16 protein-coding genes are annotated in these 21205 nt (G+C 64.5%); 5 read left to right on the top strand and 11 right to left on the bottom strand.

The features are described 5' to 3' along the window. Nucleotides 1–71 precede the first annotated feature (71 nt). Together AC3RCM_RS05785 and AC3RCM_RS05780 are read left to right on the top strand one after the other, a co-directional pair. Nucleotides 72–4352 (top strand): DEAD/DEAH box helicase, encoded by a 4281-nt coding sequence (locus tag AC3RCM_RS05785; protein ID WP_492629423.1) that lies wholly within the window; start codon nucleotides 72–74, stop codon nucleotides 4350–4352. 213 nt (nucleotides 4353–4565) lie between these two features. Then, entirely contained in the window at nucleotides 4566–6185 is a 1620-nt protein-coding gene (locus AC3RCM_RS05780; protein WP_198748068.1) for an FMN-binding glutamate synthase family protein, read from the top strand. Between the two features lie 36 nt (nucleotides 6186–6221). Here the strand turns inward: AC3RCM_RS05780 and AC3RCM_RS05775 are convergent, their stop codons facing one another. Further along, complete coding sequence (locus tag AC3RCM_RS05775) at nucleotides 6222–7640, bottom strand: amino acid permease (RefSeq protein ID WP_003254987.1); 1419 nt, start codon at nucleotides 7638–7640, stop codon at nucleotides 6222–6224. 391 nt (nucleotides 7641–8031) lie between these two features. Between AC3RCM_RS05775 and AC3RCM_RS05770 the strand changes: the two genes are divergently transcribed. From AC3RCM_RS05770 to AC3RCM_RS05760, 3 genes are all read left to right on the top strand, one after another. Further along, nucleotides 8032–11181 carry a transglycosylase domain-containing protein gene (locus AC3RCM_RS05770; protein ID WP_409319971.1) on the top strand — a complete coding sequence of 1050 codons (3150 nt, stop codon included), beginning with the start codon at nucleotides 8032–8034 and terminating at the stop codon, nucleotides 11179–11181. Between the two features lie 89 nt (nucleotides 11182–11270). Continuing rightward, nucleotides 11271–11816: a PadR family transcriptional regulator gene (locus tag AC3RCM_RS05765; protein WP_064492339.1), complete on the top strand. Its 546-nt coding sequence runs from the start codon at nucleotides 11271–11273 to the stop codon at nucleotides 11814–11816. Beyond that, nucleotides 11809–12570: a siderophore-interacting protein gene (locus tag AC3RCM_RS05760; RefSeq protein ID WP_492629422.1), complete on the top strand. Its 762-nt coding sequence runs from the start codon at nucleotides 11809–11811 to the stop codon at nucleotides 12568–12570. The genes AC3RCM_RS05765 and AC3RCM_RS05760 overlap by 8 nt, the downstream gene beginning before the upstream one ends. Nucleotides 12571–12845: 275 nt before the next feature. On the opposite strand, the gene AC3RCM_RS05755 is transcribed toward AC3RCM_RS05760, so the two are convergent. Genes AC3RCM_RS05755 through gspD form a run of 10 tightly spaced genes read right to left on the bottom strand, consistent with a single transcriptional unit; the run spans nucleotide 12846 to nucleotide 21189 of the window. Continuing rightward, complete coding sequence (locus AC3RCM_RS05755; RefSeq protein ID WP_104886612.1) at nucleotides 12846–13508, bottom strand: general secretion pathway protein GspN; 663 nt, start codon at nucleotides 13506–13508, stop codon at nucleotides 12846–12848. Continuing rightward, nucleotides 13505–13891, bottom strand: coding sequence for a type II secretion system protein GspM (gene gspM, locus AC3RCM_RS05750; RefSeq protein ID WP_064493215.1), 387 nt, complete (start codon nucleotides 13889–13891; stop codon nucleotides 13505–13507). Before gspM ends, AC3RCM_RS05755 begins: the two co-directional genes overlap by 4 nt. Next, nucleotides 13888–14964: a type II secretion system protein GspL gene (locus AC3RCM_RS05745; protein ID WP_409322722.1), complete on the bottom strand. Its 1077-nt coding sequence runs from the start codon at nucleotides 14962–14964 to the stop codon at nucleotides 13888–13890. Before AC3RCM_RS05745 ends, gspM begins: the two co-directional genes overlap by 4 nt. Then, nucleotides 14961–15551 (bottom strand): type II secretion system protein, encoded by a 591-nt coding sequence (locus tag AC3RCM_RS05740; protein ID WP_014589891.1) that lies wholly within the window; start codon nucleotides 15549–15551, stop codon nucleotides 14961–14963. Before AC3RCM_RS05740 ends, AC3RCM_RS05745 begins: the two co-directional genes overlap by 4 nt. Continuing rightward, complete coding sequence (locus AC3RCM_RS05735) at nucleotides 15548–15916, bottom strand: type II secretion system protein GspI (protein ID WP_014589890.1); 369 nt, start codon at nucleotides 15914–15916, stop codon at nucleotides 15548–15550. The genes AC3RCM_RS05740 and AC3RCM_RS05735 overlap by 4 nt, the downstream gene beginning before the upstream one ends. Beyond that, nucleotides 15913–16344, bottom strand: a complete 432-nt coding sequence (gspH, locus tag AC3RCM_RS05730) for a type II secretion system minor pseudopilin GspH (RefSeq protein ID WP_003254996.1) — start codon at nucleotides 16342–16344, stop codon at nucleotides 15913–15915. The genes AC3RCM_RS05735 and gspH overlap by 4 nt, the downstream gene beginning before the upstream one ends. A 2-nt stretch (nucleotides 16345–16346) precedes the next feature. Then, entirely contained in the window at nucleotides 16347–16781 is a 435-nt protein-coding gene (gene gspG, locus AC3RCM_RS05725; protein WP_003254997.1) for a type II secretion system major pseudopilin GspG, read from the bottom strand. Between the two features lie 17 nt (nucleotides 16782–16798). Continuing rightward, nucleotides 16799–18001, bottom strand: coding sequence for a type II secretion system inner membrane protein GspF (gspF, locus tag AC3RCM_RS05720; RefSeq protein WP_198748063.1), 1203 nt, complete (start codon nucleotides 17999–18001; stop codon nucleotides 16799–16801). Nucleotides 18002–18004: 3 nt separating this feature from the next. Continuing rightward, on the bottom strand, nucleotides 18005–19453 hold the full coding sequence (locus AC3RCM_RS05715; RefSeq protein ID WP_129932364.1) for a GspE/PulE family protein: 1449 nt from the start codon (nucleotides 19451–19453) through the stop codon (nucleotides 18005–18007). Further along, nucleotides 19453–21189, bottom strand: a complete 1737-nt coding sequence (gene gspD, locus AC3RCM_RS05710) for a type II secretion system secretin GspD (protein WP_064493208.1) — start codon at nucleotides 21187–21189, stop codon at nucleotides 19453–19455. The genes AC3RCM_RS05715 and gspD overlap by 1 nt, the downstream gene beginning before the upstream one ends. Nucleotides 21190–21205: the final 16 nt, after the last annotated feature.

The raw sequence follows: 21205 nt of genomic DNA, 5'->3' as shown, positions 1-21205 counted from the left end.
GTTATTCCTGTACCGGCCTGGCAGACGAGCGGCCCCTTGCCAACCTGTTGCACACCCTCCATAAACAACACATGAACCTGCCCGCCAAACACCACCCGGTGCTCGAGCTGTTCCACCCTGCCGTCAGCACCTGGTTCCGCCGCCACTTCGCCACGGTCACCGATGCCCAGGCTCAGGCCTGGCCGTTGATCCACGCCGGGCAATCCATGCTGCTGGCCGCGCCGACCGGTTCAGGCAAGACCCTGAGCGCTTTTCTGGCCGTGCTAGATGAGCTGCTGCGTGAAGGCATGAAGCACCAGGGCGAACTGCCTGCACAGACCCTGGTGATCTACGTTTCACCTCTGAAGGCCCTGTCCAATGACATTCGTCTGAACCTGCAGGCCCCGCTCGAAGGCATCAGCCAAGCCATTGCAGAGCAAGGCCTGAACGCCCCACGCATCACCACGGCGGTACGCACCGGCGATACACCGCAGAAGGAACGCGCCGCCATGCGCAAGCTGGCCCCGCACATTCTGGTGACGACCCCCGAATCGCTTTACGTGCTGATGGGCTCGGCCTCTGGCCGTGAAGGCCTGGCCCATGTGCACACGGTAATCGTCGACGAAATCCATGCCTTGGCCGGGAACAAGCGTGGCGCCCATCTGGCCCTGACCTTGGAACGCCTGCAAGCCTTGTGCAAAAAGCCGCTGCGGCGGATCGGCCTGTCCGCTACACAACGCCCGGTCGAACGGGTGGCACAGTTTCTGGTGGGTAGCGGGCGCCCCTGCGCCATTGTCGATATCGGCCATGCCCGCAAGCGTGACCTGGCCATCGAAGTGCCGCCGGTACCGCTGGGGGCGGTGATGGCCACTGATGTCTGGGGCCTGGTGTATGACCGCTTGGCCACCCTTGCCCGTGAACACCGCACCACGCTGGTATTCGTCAACACCCGGCGCCTGGCCGAACGTATCACCCGCCACCTCAGCGACCGGCTGGGCAAGGAGGCGGTTGCCGCACACCATGGCAGCCTGTCCAAAGCGCTGCGCCTGGATGCGGAGCAGCGGCTCAAGAGCGGCCAGCTCCAGGTGCTGGTAGCGACCGCATCGCTGGAGCTTGGCATTGATATCGGCGATATTGACCTGGTCTGCCAGATCGCCTCGCCCGGCTCGATTGCCGCCTTCCTGCAACGGGTTGGCCGCGCTGGACACCAGGTCGATGGTGTGCCGAAGGGGCGCCTGCTCCCCACCTCACGCGATGACCTGATCGAATGCGTTGCCTTGCTTGACTGCGTTCGACAGGGCGAACTGGACGCACTGCACATCCCCCGGGCACCGCTGGATGTGCTGGCCCAGCAGATCGTCGCAGAAGCCAGCAACCAGGCCTGGCACGAACAGGATCTGCTGGATTGCCTGCGCCAGGCCACACCTTACGCCGAGCTTGACCAGCACCATTACCAGGCCCTGCTGCGCATGCTCGCCGAGGGCTACAACGGCCGCCAGGGTGTGCGCAGTGCCTACTTGCACCGTGACGCAGTGAGCGGCACGCTGCGTGGCCGACGTGGCAGCCAGCTGACCGCGCTGACCAGCGGCGGCACCATCCCCGACAACGCCGACTACGCCGTGTTGCTGGAACCGCAGGCGCTGAACATCGGCAGCGTCAATGAAGACTTTGCCGTGGAAAGCATTGCTGGCGATATTTTCCAGCTGGGCAACGCCTCCTATCGCATTCTGCGCGTCGAGCCGGGCCGGGTGCGGGTAGAGGATGCTCATGGCCTGCCACCGACCATTCCGTTCTGGCTGGGTGAAGCGCCGGGGCGCAGTGACGAGCTGTCTGCCGCCGTGGCCCGGCTGCAGGCGCGAATCGACCAGCAACTGGCGCTGGCAGGCGGCGACATGGTGGAGGTACTGGCCTGGTTGCAGGCGACCTTCGAACTGGACGAAGCTTGTGCGGGCCAGTTGCTCGACTACCTGGCCCGCACCCGTGAAGTGCTTGGCGCCCTGCCCTCGCAGGATACGCTGGTGATGGAACGTTTTTTCGATGAGTCCGGCGGGACCCAACTGATCATTCATTCACCCTACGGTAGCCGCATCAACCGCGCCTGGGGCCTGGCCCTGCGCAAGCGCTTCTGCCGCACCTTCAACTTCGAATTGCAGGCTGCCGCCAGCGAGGACGCCATCGTGCTGTCACTGTCGACCAGCCACAGTTTCGAGCTGGACGAAGTATGGCGTTACCTGAACAGCCGCAGCGCCGAGCCGATTCTCATCCAGGCCCTGCTCGATGCACCGCTGTTTGGCGTGCGCTGGCGCTGGAATGCAGGCGTGGCCATGGCACTGCCGCGCTTTGTGGGCGGACGCAAGGTGGCGCCACAAATCCAGCGCATGAAGAGTGAGGACCTGGTTGCCGCCGTGTTCCCCGACCAGATCGCCTGCCTGGAGAACATCGCCGGCGAGCGGCAGATTCCCGACCATCCGCTGGTCGAGCAAACCCTCGACGACTGCCTGCACGAGGCGATGGACAGCGAAGGCTGGCTGGCCCTGCTGCGGCGCATGGAAAGCGGTGCAGTGCGCTTGCTGTGCCGGGATTTGCCCGCCCCCTCGCCGCTGGCATCAGCGATTCTCAACGCCCGGCCTTATGCCTTTCTGGACGATGCGCCACTGGAAGAACGACGTACCCAGGCGGTGCTCAACCGGCGCTGGAACGACGTGCACAGTAGCGACGACCTGGGCGCGCTGGACGCTGATGCCATTGCTGCCGTCGCGGCCGAGGCCTGGCCACAGCCGGCCAATCCCGACGAAATGCACGAGGCATTGATGAGCCTGGGTGCCATCGGTCAGGCCGAGGTAGATGCCAACCCCTGCTGGGATTTGCTGCTAAGGCAGCTGGCCAAGGCTGGGCGTGCCTTGCGCCTGCCCGATTACAAGCTCTGGTTGGCCCGCGAACGCCTGAACCTGCTGCTGGCACTGTACCCCACAGCGCACAGGGAGCCACCGCTCGAACGGCTCGCTGGCTTCGACCAGCCCATTGAGCCCGACCACGCACTGAGCGAACTGCTGCGCGCCCGCCTGAGCGGCCATGGCCCACAGACCCTGGCGCAGATCGCTGCGCCATTGGGCAAACCGGTAACCGATATCGAGCAGGCTCTGGCCCGCCTGGAAGCCGAAGGCTATGTGCTGCGCGGGCACTTCAGCCCAGGTGCAACTGACCTGCAATGGTGCGAACGCCACTTGCTGGCGCGCATCCACCGCTACACGGTCAAACGCCTGCGCCGCGAGATCGAACCGGTCAGCCTGCAAGACTTCATGCGCTTTCTGTTCGATTGGCAGCACCTGGCGCCAGACGAGCGCCTGCGTGGTCCGCAGGCGGTGGCCGAAGTGCTGGGCCAGTTACAAGGGTTCCCCAGCGCCGCAGCGGCCTGGGAGGCGGAACTGCTGCCGGCGCGTATCAAAGACTACAGTCCGCACTGGCTCGACGAAGCCTGCCGAAGCGGCCAGTTTGCCTGGAGCCGGCTGGCGGCAACAGTGGCGAGCAGCACGTTGACCAGTACCCCACTGGTGTTGCTGCCGCGGGACCAGTTGAACACGTGGCGCAGCCTGGCGCCCGCACCTGCTGTCGACGCCCTTGGCCTACGTGCGCAACGTGTGCACGAAGCGCTGAAAACCCAGGGTGCGCTGTTCTTCGATGAACTGGCACATGAGGCACACCTGCTGCCCAGTGAACTGGAAACTGCACTGCAGGAGCTGGTGGGCTCGGGCCTGGCCGGGGCGGACAGTTTCACTGGCTTGCGCAGCCTGATCACGCCTGCAACCAAGCGCAGCTCACGTAACAGCCGCCGAGGGCACCCGCCGCTTTCCAGCAGCATGGCGCATGCCGGACGTTGGGCCCTGCTGCGCCGCAGCGATGCGCCCCCGGATCACGACCAGCGCCTGGAGCACATTGCCCGCACGCTGCTGCGCCGCTATGGCGTGATCTGCTGGCGGCTGTTGGCGCGCGAGAGTGATGTACTGCCGCCCTGGCGTGAGCTGCTGCGCTGCTATCACCGATTGGAAGCGCGTGGCGAGATCCGGGGCGGGCGCTTCATTGCCGGGCTGGCCGGTGAACAGTTCGCCTTGCCTGAGGCAGTAGTATTGCTGCGGCAAGTGAGACGACGTGAACCGGACGGAACGCTGCAGGTGGTGAGCGCCGGTGACCCGCTGAACCTGATCGGCTCGTTGCTGCCTGGGGCGAAAGTGCCGGCAGTGATTGGCAACCGGCTTCTGTATCGCGACGGGATACCGGTGGCGGTGCGGATGGCCGGGCGTTACGCGTATCTGGTCGAGGCGTCCGCACAGGAGCAGGAAAGCTGGCGGCAAAAACTGCTGCGCGCCCCCCTGTAGGAGCGGGTTTACCCGCGAATACGGTAGCGGCGGCAACGGTGAACGGCGGTTGAAATTGGCCAGCAGGACCGGCCCTTTCGCGGGTGAACCCGCTCCTACGCTCGAGAATGATTTTCGCTACCCCGATTTTATTTTGCAGCGCCCGGCAACTTGGCTATGGTCGGGGTTTGCCCCCAGGCCCTGAGCCTGACCGCGCCATCGCAAGGACCCTGTATGAGCCTGTCACTTCTCAGTCGCTATGCCTTCTTCGCCGCCTGTGTGCTGTTCACCCTGGCGAGCATCCCCTTCAGCCACCACGAATGGCTGTGGCCGTTCACCCTGACCACAGGCATTCTCAGCCTGATCGGCCTGTTCGACCTGCTGCAGCACCGCCACGCCGTACGCCGCAACTACCCAATTCTCGGCAACATCCGCTATCTGGTCGAGGCCATTCGCCCGGAAATCCGCCAGTACCTGCTGGAGTCCGACAGCGATGCCCTGCCCTTCTCCCGCGCCCAGCGCTCGCTGGTGTATGCCCGGGCGAAGAACGAAGCCTCGGACAAACCTTTCGGCACCCTGATCGACGTATATGAATCCGGTTTCGAGTTCATCGGCCACTCCATGCGCCCGGCACCGCTGGCTGACCCGGCCAGCTTCCGTGTCATCGTCGGTGGGCCGCAGTGCAGCCAGCCGTATTCCGCGTCGATCTTCAACATTTCGGCCATGAGTTTCGGCTCGCTCAGCGCCAATGCCATCCGTGCGCTCAACCAGGGCGCCAAGCTGGGCAATTTCCACCATGACACCGGCGAGGGCAGCATCAGCCCCTACCATCGCGAGCACGGTGGTGACCTGGTGTGGGAACTGGGCAGCGGCTACTTCGGGTGCCGCACGCCAGATGGGCGCTTCGATCCCGAACGCTTCGCCGCCCAGGCGCGCAGCCCTCAGGTGCGCATGATCGAGATCAAGATGAGCCAGGGCGCCAAACCCGGCCATGGCGGCATATTGCCCAAACACAAGGTCACCCAGGAAATTGCCGAAACCCGTGGCGTGCTGATGGGCGAGGATTGCATCTCACCGTCGCGCCACAGCGCCTTCTCGACACCGATCGAAATGATGGAGTTCGTCGCCCAGTTGCGTGAGCTGTCCGGCGGCAAGCCAGTGGGGTTCAAGTTCTGCCTGGGCCACCCGTGGGAATTCATGGGCATCGCCAAGGCCATGCTGGAAACCGGCATCCTGCCCGACTTCATCGTCGTCGATGGCAAGGAAGGCGGCACCGGCGCAGCGCCCGTGGAGTTCACCGACCATATCGGCGTGCCACTGCGTGAAGGCCTGCTGTTCGTGCACAACACCCTGGTCGGCCTGAACCTGCGCGACAAGATCAAGCTGGGCGCCAGCGGCAAGATTGTCAGCGCCTTCGACATCGCCAGCGTGCTGGCCATTGGCGCCGACTGGGCCAACTCGGCACGCGGCTTCATGTTCGCCATCGGCTGCATCCAATCGCAAAGCTGCCACACCAACAAATGCCCGACCGGCGTGGCCACGCAAGATCCGCTGCGCCAGCGCGCGCTGGTGGTGCCCGACAAAGCCCAGCGGGTGCTGAACTTCCATCACAACACGTTGCGTGCCTTGGCAGAAATGCTGGCGGCGGCAGGCCTGGAGCATCCGGCACAACTGGAGGCCAAGCACCTGGTGCGGCGCATTTCGGCCACCGAAATCAAGCTGTTCTCGCAGATGCATGTGTTCTTGAAGCCAGGCGAGCTGCTGACCGGCGAGGTGAACGGGCAGTTCTATTCGCGGATGTGGCAACTGGCCCGGGCGGACAGTTTCGAGCCGCACAGCGAAGTGGCGGCCTGAGAGAACGCTGGGGCCGCGAAGCGGCCCCACGTCAGGTCAGGAGGCTGTACTCGTCACACCTTGCGCGTCTTTCGGCGCCAGGCGGAACGTGTAATACAGCACTGTCAGCAACACCAGGAACGCCGGGCCGATGTACAGGGCCACACGCGTATCCTCGAAGTACGCCATCAGCCCCACCACCAGCACCAGGAAGGCCAGTGCCAGATACGAGCTCAGCGGCCACAGCCACATGCGGTACTTCAGTGCCTTGCGCTCGGCAGTGGTAAGGCCGGCACGGAACTTCAACTGCGCCAGCAAGATCATCACCCAGGTCCAGATCGCACCGAAGGTGGCGATCGAGGTCACCCAGACGAAGACTTTTTCTGGCACCAGGTAGTTGGCCAGCACGCCCAGCAGCAACGCGCCGATCGACAGCAGCAGCGCATTGCGTGGCACGCCGTTCTTCGAGGTGCGGGCGAAGGCCGCCGGGGCCTGGCCGTTCTGTGCCAGGCTATAGAGCATGCGCCCGGTGCTGAAGATGCCGCCGTTGCACGACGAAAGCGCCGCCGTGATGACCACGAAGTTGATGATGCCGGCAGCGGTCTTGATGCCGAGGCGCTCGAAGGTCATGACGAACGGGCTGCCCTGGCTACCGATTTCGTTCCACGGGTAAATCGACAGGATCACGAACAACGCACCGACGTAGAACAGCAGGATGCGCCAGAATACCGAGCCGATGGCCTGCGGAATGGTCTTTTGCGGGTTGCGTGCTTCACCGGCGGTGAGGCCGATCATTTCCACACCCAGATAGGCGAACATCACCATCTGCAGCGACATCAGCACGCCGGTCACACCATTGGGCATGAAACCGCCGTTGCTCCACAGGTTGGAGATCCCCACTGCCACACCGTCATTGCCAAAGCCGAAGGCAATGATGCCGATGCCGCCAAGAACCATGGCGATGATGGTGACGATCTTGATCAGCGCGAACCAGAACTCGAACTCACCGAAAGCCTTCACCGCCACCAGGTTGACCGCGCCCATGCTGCCCAGCGCCGCCAGGGCCCAGATCCAGCGCGGAACGTCGGGGAACCAGATGCCCATGTAGATGGCCACTGCCGTGATTTCGGCAACACAGGTCACCAGCCACAGGAACCAGTAGTTCCAGCCCGTCAGGAAGCCCGCCAATGGGCCGAGGTAATCCTGGGCATAACGGCTGAACGAGCCGGCGACAGGGTTGTGCACGGCCATTTCACCAAGGGCGCGCATGATCACCAGGATGGCCAGGCCGCCGATGATGTAGGACAACATGATGGCCGGGCCGGCCATTTCGATCGCCTTGGCCGAACCGAGGAAAAGACCGACACCGATACAGGCGCCCAGCGCCATCAGGCGGATGTGCCGTTCGCCCAGTTCACGCTTGAGCGGGCCGCCTTCTGTGGCCTGGCCGTGGGCAGAGTGGTTGCCGACTGGCATAGCAATACAACCTCATTTTGTTATTGGATTTGACCTTCGTGCAGCCGCGACCATGCCGATAGGCGTGGCGTTGGCTTGCTAGGCTGGCCTTGTGGGCCGGCCCATGTGCCGGACTAGAGCGCCCGGCAGGGCGAAGGGGGCGAGCAGTATAGGAAGACCGTTGTAGGTGTTTTCACTGTATATATGCAGAAATTTGGCTAGAACTCTGGGGCCGCTACACGCCCCAAAAATCGCCAGGGCACCATAACAACATCATCCGTTGAAGGAACCCACACCAAAGCCGCATAGCCCCACATGACTTTTTCCTTCTTCTTACAAATTTTTCACCCTATCCACTCAACGTCTAAGCTTCAGACAAGCAAGACGAAAATACTTGGCCGGATAGAAGACTATGGGCGCACTGTGGCAATCGGAACCAAGCAGAACGGAAGCACCCGAGATACCTCCGGCCGAGACGCCACAACCCAAGTCCCCCCGTCAGCGTCGGCTATGGTGGCGGCTGATCATCCTCATCCTGCTGGTGGCGCTGGTTGCCATCGGTGTTGCCGCGTATGACGAATTCCGTACCTCTGAACTGCAATCGCGCGAGTTCAGCAAACTGGCCAGTACACTGACCTATTCGCTGCAACCCGGTCCCAGCGATGCCATCATCTACCCCGGTGACGGGCCGTTCGACAAACGCCTGGGCTATAGCGCCCTGGGTGAATTCCTGCCACGCCTGCTCAAGCGCGACTACCTCATCAGCGAACAGGTGAAGTTCTCACCCGCATTGATGAACTACGTCGATCATGGGCTGTTCGCGCCCTATATCGAGAAAATCCAGGCCGGCCTGTCGATCACCGACTGCCGCGGCGACACGCTGTACCAGTACAACTACCCCCAGCACCTGTACCCGGACTTTGCAGCGATCCCTCCCGTGATGGTCAACAGCTTGCTGTTCATCGAAAACCGCGACCTGCTGGATACCCAGGACCCACGTAACAACCCGGCAGTGGACTGGCCACGCTTTGCCAAGGCCGCCTACAGCCAGGTCGCCAAGTACCTGGCCCTGCCCGGCCAGTCTGCCGGCGGCAGCACCCTGGCCACGCAGCTGGAGAAATATCGCCACTCACCCGACGGCCTGACGGTGTCGGGCGCGGAGAAAATCCGGCAGATGATTTCTGCCAGCGTGCGTGCCTACCAGGGCGGTCCCGACACCACCGAGGCACGCCAGCGCATCGTGCGTGACTACCTCAACAGCGTACCGCTGTCGGCTGTGCCTGGGCATGGTGAGGTACATGGCATGGCCGAGGGCCTGCGGGTGTGGTACGGCGCCGACTTCGACCAGGTCAACCAGGCCCTGAACGCCACCGCCACCGACCCCGAGAGCATGGCCGCACGCGGCCTGGCCCTGCGCCAGGTGCTGTCGCTGATGATTGCCCAGCGCCGCCCCTCGCATTACTTGTCCAAGGGCCGGGTCGAGCTGGCCGAACTGACCGACGCGCACATCCGCGTGCTCGCCGCCAACAAGGTCATCGATCAGCCGCTGGCCGATGCCGCGCTGGCCAGCAAGGCGGTGTACCGCGACTGGGTCGCGCAGCCGACCATCGTACCGATCATTACCAACAAGGGCATCAGCCTGGCACGCAACCGCCTGTCGGCCATGCTCAATCGCCCGCTGTACGACCTCGACCGCCTCGACCTGTCAGCCACCAGTACCTTGCAGGCCGACCTGCAGCTGCAGGTTAGCCAGTACCTGAAAAACCTTGCCGACCCGGAGTTTGCCGCTCAGATAGGCCTGATCGGCGAGCGGCTGCTCACTGCCAAGACCACCGACCAGGTGAGCTACAGCTTCACCTTGTTCGAACGCACCGCCGATGGCTCGCGGGTACGGGTGCAGACCGACAGCACCAACCAGCCCTTCGACATCAACGAAGGCAGCAAGCTGGAGCTGGGCTCAACCGCCAAGCTGCGGGTGCTGACCACCTACCTTGAAATTATCGCCGAGCTGCACGACAAGTACGCTGGCAAACCTGCCGCCGAGCTGAAGAAGGTCGAAGTGGCTGAACTCGACCGCATCACGCAATGGTCGCTGGAATGGCTGGCGCAGAACAGCAAGAACCAGAGCCTTGACGCCATGCTCGACGCCGCGCTCGAGCGCAAGTACTCGGCCAACACCGGTGAAGCGTTTTTCACCGGTGGCGGGATGCATGTGTTCAACAACTTCCGCAAGGAAGACAACAACCGCAACCCGACACTCAAGGATGCACTGCGCGAGTCGATCAACCTGCCGTTCATCCGCCTGATGCGCGACCTGGTGCGCTACGTGACTTACCAGCAGCCGTACAATCGCGTGCCGCTGCTCAAGGACGATGCCGACCCGCGCCGCCAGGAGTACCTTGCGCGCTTTGCCGACAAGGAAGGCACCAACTACCTGATGCGCTTCTGGAAGAAGTACCAGCGTAAAACCTCGCAACAACGCCTGGACACCTTCCTCGACAGCATGCGCGTGACCCCACAACGGTTGGCGGCGGTACACCGCTACCTGTTCCCCGAGGCAAGCCAGGAAACCTTCAACGCGTTCGTGCGTGCCCACCTCAAGGGTGACAAGGTCGTGCTGGGCAAACTGACCGATGGCCGTCTGTCCGAGATGTACGTAGCTTACGGCCCCGGCAAGTACGACCTGCCCGACCAGGGTTACATCGCCAAGGTCCACCCGCTGGACCTGTGGCTGCTTGGCTACCTGCTGAAGAACCCAAGCTCGACACTGACCGAGATGATCAACGCCAGTCGTTTCGAACGCCAGGAGGTATACGGCTGGCTGTTCAAGAGCCGCCACCAGGGCGCCCGTGACAGCCGCATCCGCACCATGGTTGAAATCGAAGCCTTCCTCGATATCCACCAACGCTGGAAACGCGTGGGCTATCCATTCGACCACCTGGTGCCCTCATTGGCCACCGCCATCGGCAGCTCCGGCGACCGCCCCGCTGCCCTCTCAGAACTGGTCGGGATCATCCAGAACGACGGTGTTCGCCTGCCTACCCTGCGCATCGACACCCTGCACTTTGCAGCCAACACACCCTACGAGACCAAGTTGATCACAGACCCGGACCGGGGCGTGCGAATTCTGCCAGTCGAAGTGGCGCGTGCACTCAAAGGCGCCATGTCGCAAGTGGTCGATGCAGGTACCGCGCGGCGTATTTCCGGCAGTTTCAAGCTGCAGGACGGCACGCCGCTGGTGATGGGCGGCAAGACCGGTACCGGTGACAACCGAATCGAGAGTTTCGGCGCCGGCGGCCGGCTGATCGGCTCACGCTCGCTGAACCGCACCGCCACCTTCGTGTTCTTCCTCGGCGACAACCATTTCGGCACGCTGACCGCCTTCGTGCCGGGCCGCACGGCAGAAGCGTTCAAATTTACTTCGGCGCTGCCAGTGCAGGTGCTCAAGGGCATGGCACCGATCCTCATGCCTTACCTGCAGCCGGGCAACCCGAATGAGTGCAAGCCGCCACAGGTTGCCCTGCACACACCGCCACCGGCAGGGAACACATCGACGCAGTAGATGATAATCATCAGCATTGAAGGGCTTGTCTTTAGATATATCTTGAGTAATATCTTACGATATATCGCAAACGACGGAGCCCTGTTCCTATGCGCGAACATCCCCCTCATGATCCCTTCGAGCGGCGCCCCGCCCGTGGCGAGCGCGGCCCGCGTGTCTTCGCCCCGGGTGACCTCAAGCTGCTGATGCTGGACTTGCTGGCCGAGCAGCCCGGCCACGGTTACGACCTGATCCGCCAGATCGAAAATCTGTTCGACGGCAGCTACAGCCCAAGCCCAGGGGTGATCTACCCCACGCTGAACTTCCTTGAAGAGGCCGAACTGATCAGCGGCCAGGTACAAGGCAGCAAGCGCCTCTACGCCATCACCGATGCCGGCCGCAGCGCCTTGGCGGATCAGGCAGTGGCCCTGGATGGCGTGCGCATGCGCATCGAGGTCAGCAAACGCGCCCTGCGCGGCCACGACCGCCCGCCAGAGATTCATGAAGCGGTCGGCAACCTGCGCCATGCACTGCACATGCACAGCGGCCGCTGGACAGCGGAAGAAATCGAACGGGTCCGTGACCTGCTCAACCATACCGCCAAGGCCATCGCCTCCGGGCCCACCGAACCTTTCAGGGAGACGCCCCATGAGTGACACCATTCACCGCGTAAACCACGAGATCCGCCAGCGCCGTCTGCAGGTGCTGCGGGTCACCGAGCTGACCCCGCGCATGCGCCGCATCACCCTGGGGGGTGCCGAGCTGCAAGGCTTTACCAGCGTGGGCAGCGACGACCATATCAAGCTGCTGTTCGCCGAAACGCCGGAGCAACGACAGGCCATCGAGGCCCGTAACCTGGGCAAGGACGGTGGCGCGCGGCCCACCATGCGCGAGTACACACCACGGCGCATCGACCTGGTGGCACATGAGCTGGACATCGACTTCGTGCTGCACGGCGACGGCCCTGCCTCTACCTGGGCCGCGCAAGCCGCGCCTGGGCAAACCCTGGATATCGCAGGGCCACGGGCCTCGCTGGTGGTGCCGGACATTTTCGACAGCTACCTGCTGATCGGTGATGAAACTGCCATCCCGGCCATTGGCCGTCGGCTGGAGGAGTTGCCGGCGGGCCGCCAGGTGCTGGCAGTGATCCAGATCGAAGACGAGCACGAGCGCCAGCCGCTGCCAAGCAAGGCGCAGGTGGAAGTGATCTGGGTACGTCGCCAAAGGGAAGACTTGTTGGAACTGGTGCGTAACCTGAGCTTGCCGCAAGGCCGGCTGTATGCCTGGGTGGCGCTGGAAAAAGCCCTGACTCGCCAGGCCAAGGCGTTGTTGCTGGAGAAAGGGGTAAAGGAAGACGCGCTAAAGGCTGCAGCCTACTGGCGGGCCAACGGGACTGCGGACGACGAGTGATCGTGATTGCCTGATCTGCCGTCTTCGCGGGCAAGCCCGCTCCTACACTGATCGGGGATGGACACAAATCGGCGGTTGGGCACAAATCGGTGGTTGGGCACAGGCCGTTGTAGGAGCGGGTTCACCCGCGAACACCGGCGCAGCCGGTGCCACGCAAAGCGCAGCCTGCTTCGCGGTTTAAACCATTTGATAAGACCAAGCGGTTCAGCTCCAAGCACCTCAGAAAAGCTCGACCGCCAACAGCCTATCTACAGGGGGCCGCGCCACGTTGTTACTTACCAACGAAGGTCTCGCTGCCCCGCCAGGGCCTGCGGCCCGAGCCATTGAGCCCCACGCAACAATGGCGTCAACTGCGCTTCAGGCTGCAGCTGGAACACCACCTGCGCCCGGCGTCCTGGCAGGTCGGCGTCCACGGTCAGTTGATGTTGCCCTTGCTGCGCCAACTGCCCGCGCAGATGCCAGCCACTGCGGCAATCCATTTCCAGCCAGCCGTGCCCAAGGCCCAGGGACCAAGGGTCGCTGAGGGCTAGGTCGGTTACGATCACGCGGCCTTCACTGGCCTGGCATTGGCGCCCTGCCCCCTGCATCCTCACCCCCCCCTGCCACTGGCCGGCCAGGCGATAATCCGTCGAGACCGTCGCCAAAGCCCCCTTGGCTGATGCCTCCAGCCGCCACTGCCAAGGCCAGCCTTCTGCGCGCAACTGCCAGGCCTGGCCCTGGAACCCCACTTGCGCATTGGCCTGCAAGCGCCAGGGCTGCACCGTCCAGCGCAAAGGCCCGACCGGCCCCCATTGTTGGGCCTGCCCTTGCCAGAGGCTTCCACCAACATCGCGTACCGGCAGGCCGAACGCACGCACCACCCAATTGGCCGGAAGCTCGATAAACAGCGTGAGCACGAATACCAATAGCACCCAGGCCATTGCTGCACTGCGGCTCATGGCTGCACCACCAGGTCGAATCGCAAAGCCTTGCCCTGCTGCTCCAGCCCCCATTGCAACGGCAATGCGCCTTCTGCACGCAGGCTCTGCACCCAGCCTTGCAGCATGCGCTCATCGGCCACCTGCCCGCGCAGTTGCCAGGCCTTGCCTTGCGTATCGACTTCGATCAGTTCGACCCCACGGGCCTGAGCCGACTGACGTAGCCGCTCCAGGTTCAAACCGGGCCCGCCTTGCAGGCTGGCCGCCTGTTCGGCCAGCACACGCCACTGGCCAAGCACGCGCCATTGCGCAACGCCTTCGCGCAGGGCCAGGAAGGCCAGCAGCAGGGCGATCAGTCCCCAGGCGAACGTGATGCGATGACGCTGCAGCCAGTCGCGGTTCATGAGGCTGCTCCCAGGTCGAAGATCACTTGGCCATCTTGAACCTGCACTGTGGCGCCAGCGGCAGCCGCCATATCAGGCCATGGCGGCGCACTGCCCTCGCCCTCCAGGCGCAGGTGCCAACGCTGACCATCGAAGCGCACCGCTTGCAGGCGCAAGCCGGGGTTATCACGCAGCCAGGTCTGCAAGCGAGCCTGCAGGTCGTCGAGCTGACGTGTACGCAGTTGCTGCTGCAGTACGCTCTCGCGCAGGCGCTTGAGGGCCTGTGCCGCGTGCCGAGGGCTGGCCTGCTCCCCGGTCACGGCAATGACCTGGCTACGCCAGAGTTGTGCCTGACGCCATTGCTGACTCAACCACAGGCCACCCCAAACGGTGGCCAACACCAGGCAAGCTGCCAGCAGACGCTGCTGCTGGCGGGACGCCGCCGGCAACGAGCGCACCTTGCGGGCGCGGTCGAACAGGCCGGGCATTGTGTCGAGCGGCGCAAATACGGTTGGCCACTTGCCGCTCAGCGACGTCTTGTGCAGCCCTGCCCACGGTGGCTGCGGCACGCCACCCAAGGCATCAGGCCACGCCAGCCAGTGCTCCTGTCCATCTTCGGCCAAGCCTTTGTAGAGCGACATGCCGGGGGTACGTTGCCATTGCCAGGCGTATCCTGGCTCGGGTGATGGCAGCAGCTGTAGCTCCGTCCAGCAACGTACCGTCTGCAAGCCCCATTCGGCACATTGGCCACGCCAGTCATCCAGCTGCTGACGCGCCACTACCAAGAGACGAAGGTACCCGGGTTCACGGGCCAGGCAAGCACAGGCCACCTCATGCGGGGCCTGCAGCAAGCGATCCTCAAGCAGCAAAGGCCACTCTTCGCGCTTGAGCCCGGGCGGGGCCGGCACGCGAAAATGGCTGCACGCCTCGGCAGGCAGAACCAGCGCAACATGGGCCTGCGGGTTGGCCGGTGGCTCGCCCTGCCCCTCGCTTTGCAAAATACCGTCCTGAACCAGTGCCCAGTGCCAGACAGCACCCGGGCGCAGCAGCAGCCACGCCTGGGCCGGCGTACGCCGCCGCCATTCAAGTTTCATGAGCGCCCCCATGGAAGGGCGAAGGTGCAGACATAGGGGGCTCCATCACGCAGCAGTTCCAGACGCACACCACGGCCTGGGTGCACCGGTTGGTCAGAAGGCCAGGCCAGCCAGCGGCCGCCCTGGTAGTACAGAACGTTCATGGCACTGACCTGGTCGAGTCGTTCGCGCTGTACCCAGCGCGGGGCGACGGCGGCGTACAAGTCCGCCGAACTTTCCAGCAGCAGGCGTTGCTCGCGGGCCTCGAACCGCAGGCGCTGGCGTTGCAGGCGCGAGCCACCTTCGGCTGCCGGCAGGCCGGTGCTGGCGACCCACAGCAACTGGTTGCTGGCGGGCTGCCAGTCCAGCCAACGGCTGGCCAGCGGCAGACGCTGGTCGTAGACACGGCGCAGCACCGGGCTGTCGAAGCGCCGCTCCAGGGCCAGGCAAAAGTCCAGCACCGAGGTTTGCCGAGTGGTGTCCTGCAGGCGTTCGCGAACCTTCAGCCAGCCATTGACCAGCGCGGCGAGCATGATGCCGAGCACGGCAGTCAGGGCCAGGGCGACCATCAGTTCGATCAGGGTCAGGCCGGTTTGGCGGTGTTTCATGGGCGCTCCAGAAACACGGTGTACTGGCCCAGTGGCAGGCGCTGGTCACGGTCGGCGAACAATTGCAGTTCGCCACGGCGCAGGTCTCGCACGCCGGTGCGGCGCAGTTGCAATTGCCAGTGACACAGTTGGCCACCTTGGCCGAGCTCGCCGGCTACCTGGTTTTCGGCGGGCCAGTACTGCTCGACGGCAAAGCGGGCTTGCAGCTCACGCGCGCACAACAGGCCAAGGCGGTGCTGTTGCAGGTTGTCCTGCACTGCCAGCCGCTGGCGCAGCACCTGGCTGGTGATCACCGCCAGCACGGCAGCGATTGCCAGGGCTACGGTCACCTCCAGCAGAGTGAAACCACGCTGTGCTTGCTTCATGGCACTACCCACATGCCATCGGTGCGGCTCCAGGCCCATTGCTGACTGCCATCGGCCCAGCGCCAGCGCACACTACCCGCCTGCGCCCAGCCATGCGGCGTGAACAGCACGCGCGGTTGCGGGCTGGCCGGCCAGTCCGGGTGCAGGCCCTTGGGCCAGTCGCCGAGCGGGACCGCTTCGACCACCCAGGCATTGCCCTCGCGGCGGACGAACTCCGGGCGCTGGCCATTCCAGCGCAGCCCGCGCAGTTGCCCCGCATGCCGGGCCAGCGCGGCCTGGCCGCGGACCTCGACCGCCAGCCGTTGCAGGGCCTGCTCGACACTGGCCTGGCCGTTGCCAAGGCCGGCCACCGCCAGCCCGGTCATCAGCCCGGCAATGGCCAGTACCACCAACAGTTCGATCAGGCTGAAGCCGCGCTGATGACGCACCGTTACAGCGCCCAGTTACCCAGGTCGGCATCCTGGCCTTCGCCGCCCGGCAGGCCATCGGCGCCCAGCGAGTACACATCGACCCGGCCATGCTCGCCGGGCATGCGGTACTGGTACGGGGTGCCCCACGGGTCTTCCGGCAGGCGACGCACGTAGCCATCACTGCGCCAGGCCCGAGGCAGCGGCTCCTGAGCCGGCTTTTTGACCAGCGCGGCCAGGCCCTGTTCGTTGCTGGGGAAGCGCAGGTTGTCCAGGCGATACATGTCCAGCGCCTGCTCCAGGGTGGCCAGGTCGGCCATCACCTTCTGCTTCATGGCCTTGTCCTGGTTGCCCAGCACGCTGGGCGCCACCACGGCAATCAGCAGGCCGATGATGAAGATCACCACCATGATTTCCATGAGGGTGAAGCCGCGTTGGCGGTTACGTCGATGCTGCATGGCTATACTCCTTGTCGTCACAATTGCAGGCCCTGGTTGAGTTGCATGATCGGCAGCAGCACCGCCAGCACGATGAACAGCACCACGGCGCCCATCACCAGGATCATCAGGGGTTCGAACAGCGCCATGGCGGTATCGACCTGGCGGGCAAAGCCGCGCTCCTGGTCGTCGGCCACGCGCTCGAGCATGTCGGCCAGGGTGCCGCTGGCCTCGCCGCTGCCAACCATGTTCACCAGCAGCGGCGGGAATTGCTGGCTGGCATCCAGCGCACGGTGCAGGCTGGTGCCGCCCTGCACGTGCTGGCGCACCTGCTCCATGGCCAGGCGGATACGCCGGTTGCCGATGGTTTCGGTGGCCACTTGCAAGGCTTCGAGCAGGGCCACGCCACTGCCACAGAGAATCGCCAGGCTGCGCGCCAGACGCGCGCTCTCCAGCACCTGCAGCAGGCTGCCAATACGCGGCAGGCGCAGCAGCAGCTGGTCGCGACGCAGGCACCAGTGCGGTTTGCGCAGCAGCCAGCCGCCCAGCCCCCCGAGCAACAGCGCCAACCCTAACAACCACGGCCCGGCGTGCACCAGCCCCTGGCTCAGGCCGATCAGCAACGAGGTGATCAGCGGCAGGCTTTGCCCGGCATGGGCGAATTGCTCGGTGAGTTTGGGCACGACGAACGTCATCAGGCCAATCACCACGGCCAGCGACACACCCATCAGCACAGCGGGGTAGATCAGCGCTGTGCGGGCCTTGTGTTGCTGGCGTTGCACCTGCTCCAGGTGGTCGGCCAAGCGGGTCAGCACCTGGGCCAGGTGCCCGGAACGTTCGCCGGCCTCGACCAGCGCGCAGTACAGGCCAGTAAACGGTGCGCCCTGCCGGGCCAGGCTGCGGGCCAGGCCCAGGCCTTCGGCCAGTGAGCCGCGCAAGGCCACCAGCACACTGTGCAACGCGGGCTGACGCAGTTGCCGTTCAAGGGTGGCAAGGGCATCGACCAAGGGAATGCCGGCCCCAGTCAAGGTGGCCAGCTGACGGGTCAGCTCACACAACTGGGCGCGGCTCAAGCGCTGGCGTCGGGGTTGTCGGCTGCCGGCTTCATGGCGCTGCAACTGGCGGGCGAACAGGCCCTGCTCGCGCAACAGCTGGCGGGCGTGGCGTTCACTGTCAGCCTGCAGGCTGGCCTTGTGCGATTTGCCGGCGAGGTCAACGGCCTGGTAGCGATAGGTCGGCATGCCTTAGCCCTGCACCACGCGCAGCACTTCGGCCAGGCTGGTCTCACCGCGAGCCAGGCAATCGCTGGCCATCGCCACCAGGCTTTGGCGCCGGTCAGCCAGATAGTCCTGCATGGCCAGCTCACTGGCGCCGTCGTACAACAGGCCGATGAGCCCAGCGTCCAGCTCGATGAATTCGTACAGCCCCAGTCGCCCGATATAACCGCTGCCCTGGCACTGCTCGCAACCCACGGCGTGATAAGTGCTGCCCAACGCCGCAAGCTCAGGCCATAGCTCGCGCTCGGCAGCCTGTAGCGGGTGCGCCACGGCACAGTTGCACAAACGCCGCACCAGGCGCTGGGCCAGGACGCCGCGCAGGCACGAGGCGATCAGGAAGGGCTCGATGCCCATGTCGCGCAGGCGGGTCACTGCGCCTACCGCGCTGTTGGTGTGCAAGGTCGACAGCACCAGGTGGCCGGTGAGGCTGGCCTGCACGGCGATCTGTGCAGTCTCCTGATCGCGGATTTCGCCGAGCATGATCACGTCAGGGTCCTGACGCAGGATGGCGCGCAGGCCACTGGCAAACGTCAGCCCGGCACGCGGGTTGATGGCGGTCTGGCCAATGCCGGCGATGGCGTACTCCACCGGGTCCTCGACGGTGAGGATGTTGCGGCTGCCATCGTTGAGGCTGTTCAGGCTGGCGTACAAGGTCGTGGTCTTGCCCGAACCGGTCGGCCCGGTGGACAGCACAATGCCGTTGGGCCGCGCCAGGCAACTGCGCAGGCCCTGCAATACCGCTGCCGGCATGCCCAGGTTATCCAGCGCCAGCAGGCTGGCCTGCTTGTCGAGCACGCGCATCACCACCCGTTCGCCGTGGATGCCGGGCAAGGTCGAGACTCGTACGTCCACTTCGCGCCCCGCCGCGCGCAAGGTGATGCGGCCGTCCTGGGGCTGACGCTTTTCAGCGATGTCCAGGCGGGCCATGACCTTGATCCGTGATACCAGCATGGCCGACAACGCACGTGGAGGACGCAGCACCTCACGCAGGTGGCCATCGACCCGCAGACGCACCACCAGACTCTGCTCGAAGGTCTCGATATGGATATCCGAGGCGCGCAGCCGCAGCGCCTGGCCGAACAGGCCGTTGATCAGGCGGATCACCGGGGCTTCGTCGTCGCTTTCAAGCAGGTCTTCGATGCGCGGCATCTCGCTCATCAGGCTATCCAGGTCGACCTGGTCGCCGATGCCTTCGATCAGCGCTTCGGTGGCGGCATCGCCGGCCTGGTACAGCTGGCCAAGGCGCTCGTCGAACAGCGCAGGTTCCAGGTATTCGAGCAGGCTTGGCTGGCCATGCACACGCAGCAACTCCTGCAACTGGGCATTGTCGGCGTCGGGCCGCAGCCATAGCTGCCAGCCCTGCTCTGCCGGGGCCATGGCCACTCCGCTCTGCCGTGCCTGGCGATAGGGCAGCATCACCAGTCACCGCCTTCCAGGCGTGCGCGGCTGGCAGGGAATACCTGCAACAGCCGCGTGCCCTCTGCAAGGTCCGGCAACTGCAGCGGTGTGGTCTGCTGCAAGGTGCGGTACTTGTCTTCACTGAGGCCCGCCAGGCTCGGCCCGTCGCGCAGGATACGCGGGCGGATGAACACCATCAGGTTCTGCTTGGTATTGCGGGTGGCATCGGAGCGGAACAACCGGCCAAGATAAGGAATGTCGCCGAGCAGTGGCACACGCTGGTCGCTGGTACTCAACTCGTCACTGATCAGCCCGCCAAGTATCACCAGGCCGTTGTCCTCGACCATGACCTTGGTCTTGATCTCGCGCTTGTTGGTGATCACGTCGCTGGCCGAGCTGGTGTCGGCAATCGACGACACCTCCTGAACGATGTCCAGGCGCACGCTGTTGTCGATATTGATCTGCGGCTTGATGCGCAGCTTCACCCCGACTTCCTTGCGCTCGATGGTCTGGTACGGGTTGGCGTTGTTCTGCGTCACGGAGCCGGTAACGAAGGGCACTTCCTGGCCGACCAGGATCGATGCCTCGGCATTGTCCAGGGTCAGCAAGGTGGGCGTGGACAGCAGGTTGAAGCCGCTCTTGCCCTTCAGCGCGTTGACCAGCATGGCAAAGTTGAAGCCACCGCCGAAATGGCCGATGCCCGCCGTGGCACCGGTGGTGGTGGACAACAGATCGCCCAGGGCTTCGTTGTCGCCACTGGCGGCGGCGCCGGCGATGCTGGCGATATTCACCCCGTTACTGCCGAAGTTGACGATACCGGCGCCGAACTTCTCGTCGGCGAACAGCCACTGCACGCCCAGCTCCTGGGCGCTGCTGTCGGACACCTCGGCGATGATCGCTTCGACCACCACCTGGGCACGGCGAATGTCCAGTTGCTCGACAATGGCCCGGTACGCCGCCAGCTCGCTGTCGGGGCCGACCATGACCACGGCATTGGTACCTTCTTCGTATTCCAGGCGGATGCCCGAGCCACCGGCGGCTGGCACCACCGGCCGGTCCTTGCCCTCTGCCTCACCCGCGCCTTCAGCCGGCACCGCCCCTTCCTGGCTGAGCCCTCGCAGCACCTTGACCACTTCACCGGCATTGGCATGGCGCAAGTAGATCACCTGGGTGCTGCCGCTGCCCGGTGCCTCTTGAGGGCGGTCGAGCTGGCGCAGCAGGCTGGCGATGCGTTCGAGGTTGCTGCGCCAGTCAGTCACCACCAACTGGTGCGCCGCCGGGTACGGTGTAATAACCCCAACCCGTGGGTCGATCAGCGGTTTGAGGATGCCCAGTACCTGTTCGCTGGCGGCGTTGCGCACGCTGAATACGCGGGTGGCCACGCTGTCGCTGCCCTCGCCCTGCTGCCCGCCCGCCTCCACTGGCACCGGCTCCAGGCGCGCGGCCTGGTCGGGCACGATTTTCACGCTGCCGTTGGGCAGGTCGACGGTGGCATAGCCCTGGGCGCGCAGTTGGGCCAGGAAGATGTCGTAGATGGCGTCGGCGTCGTGCAGGTCGACGGTGCGCACGGTGACCTTGCCCTTGACCCGGGGGTCGACGATGAAGGTGGTGCCGGTGATGCGCGACACGCTGTCGATGAACTCGCCGAGTTCGGTATCGACGAAATTCACTTCGTACATCGGCGTACCGTTGTCATCGAACACCGGCTCTTGGGCATAGGCCATGGACAAGGCCAGGCTCAGCGCAGCCGCCATGCAGTATCTAACAGGC

The organism is Pseudomonas sp. GW823-FHT05G12, assembly GCF_058795575.1.
This window is presented reverse-complemented; position numbering and strand designations above follow the sequence as displayed.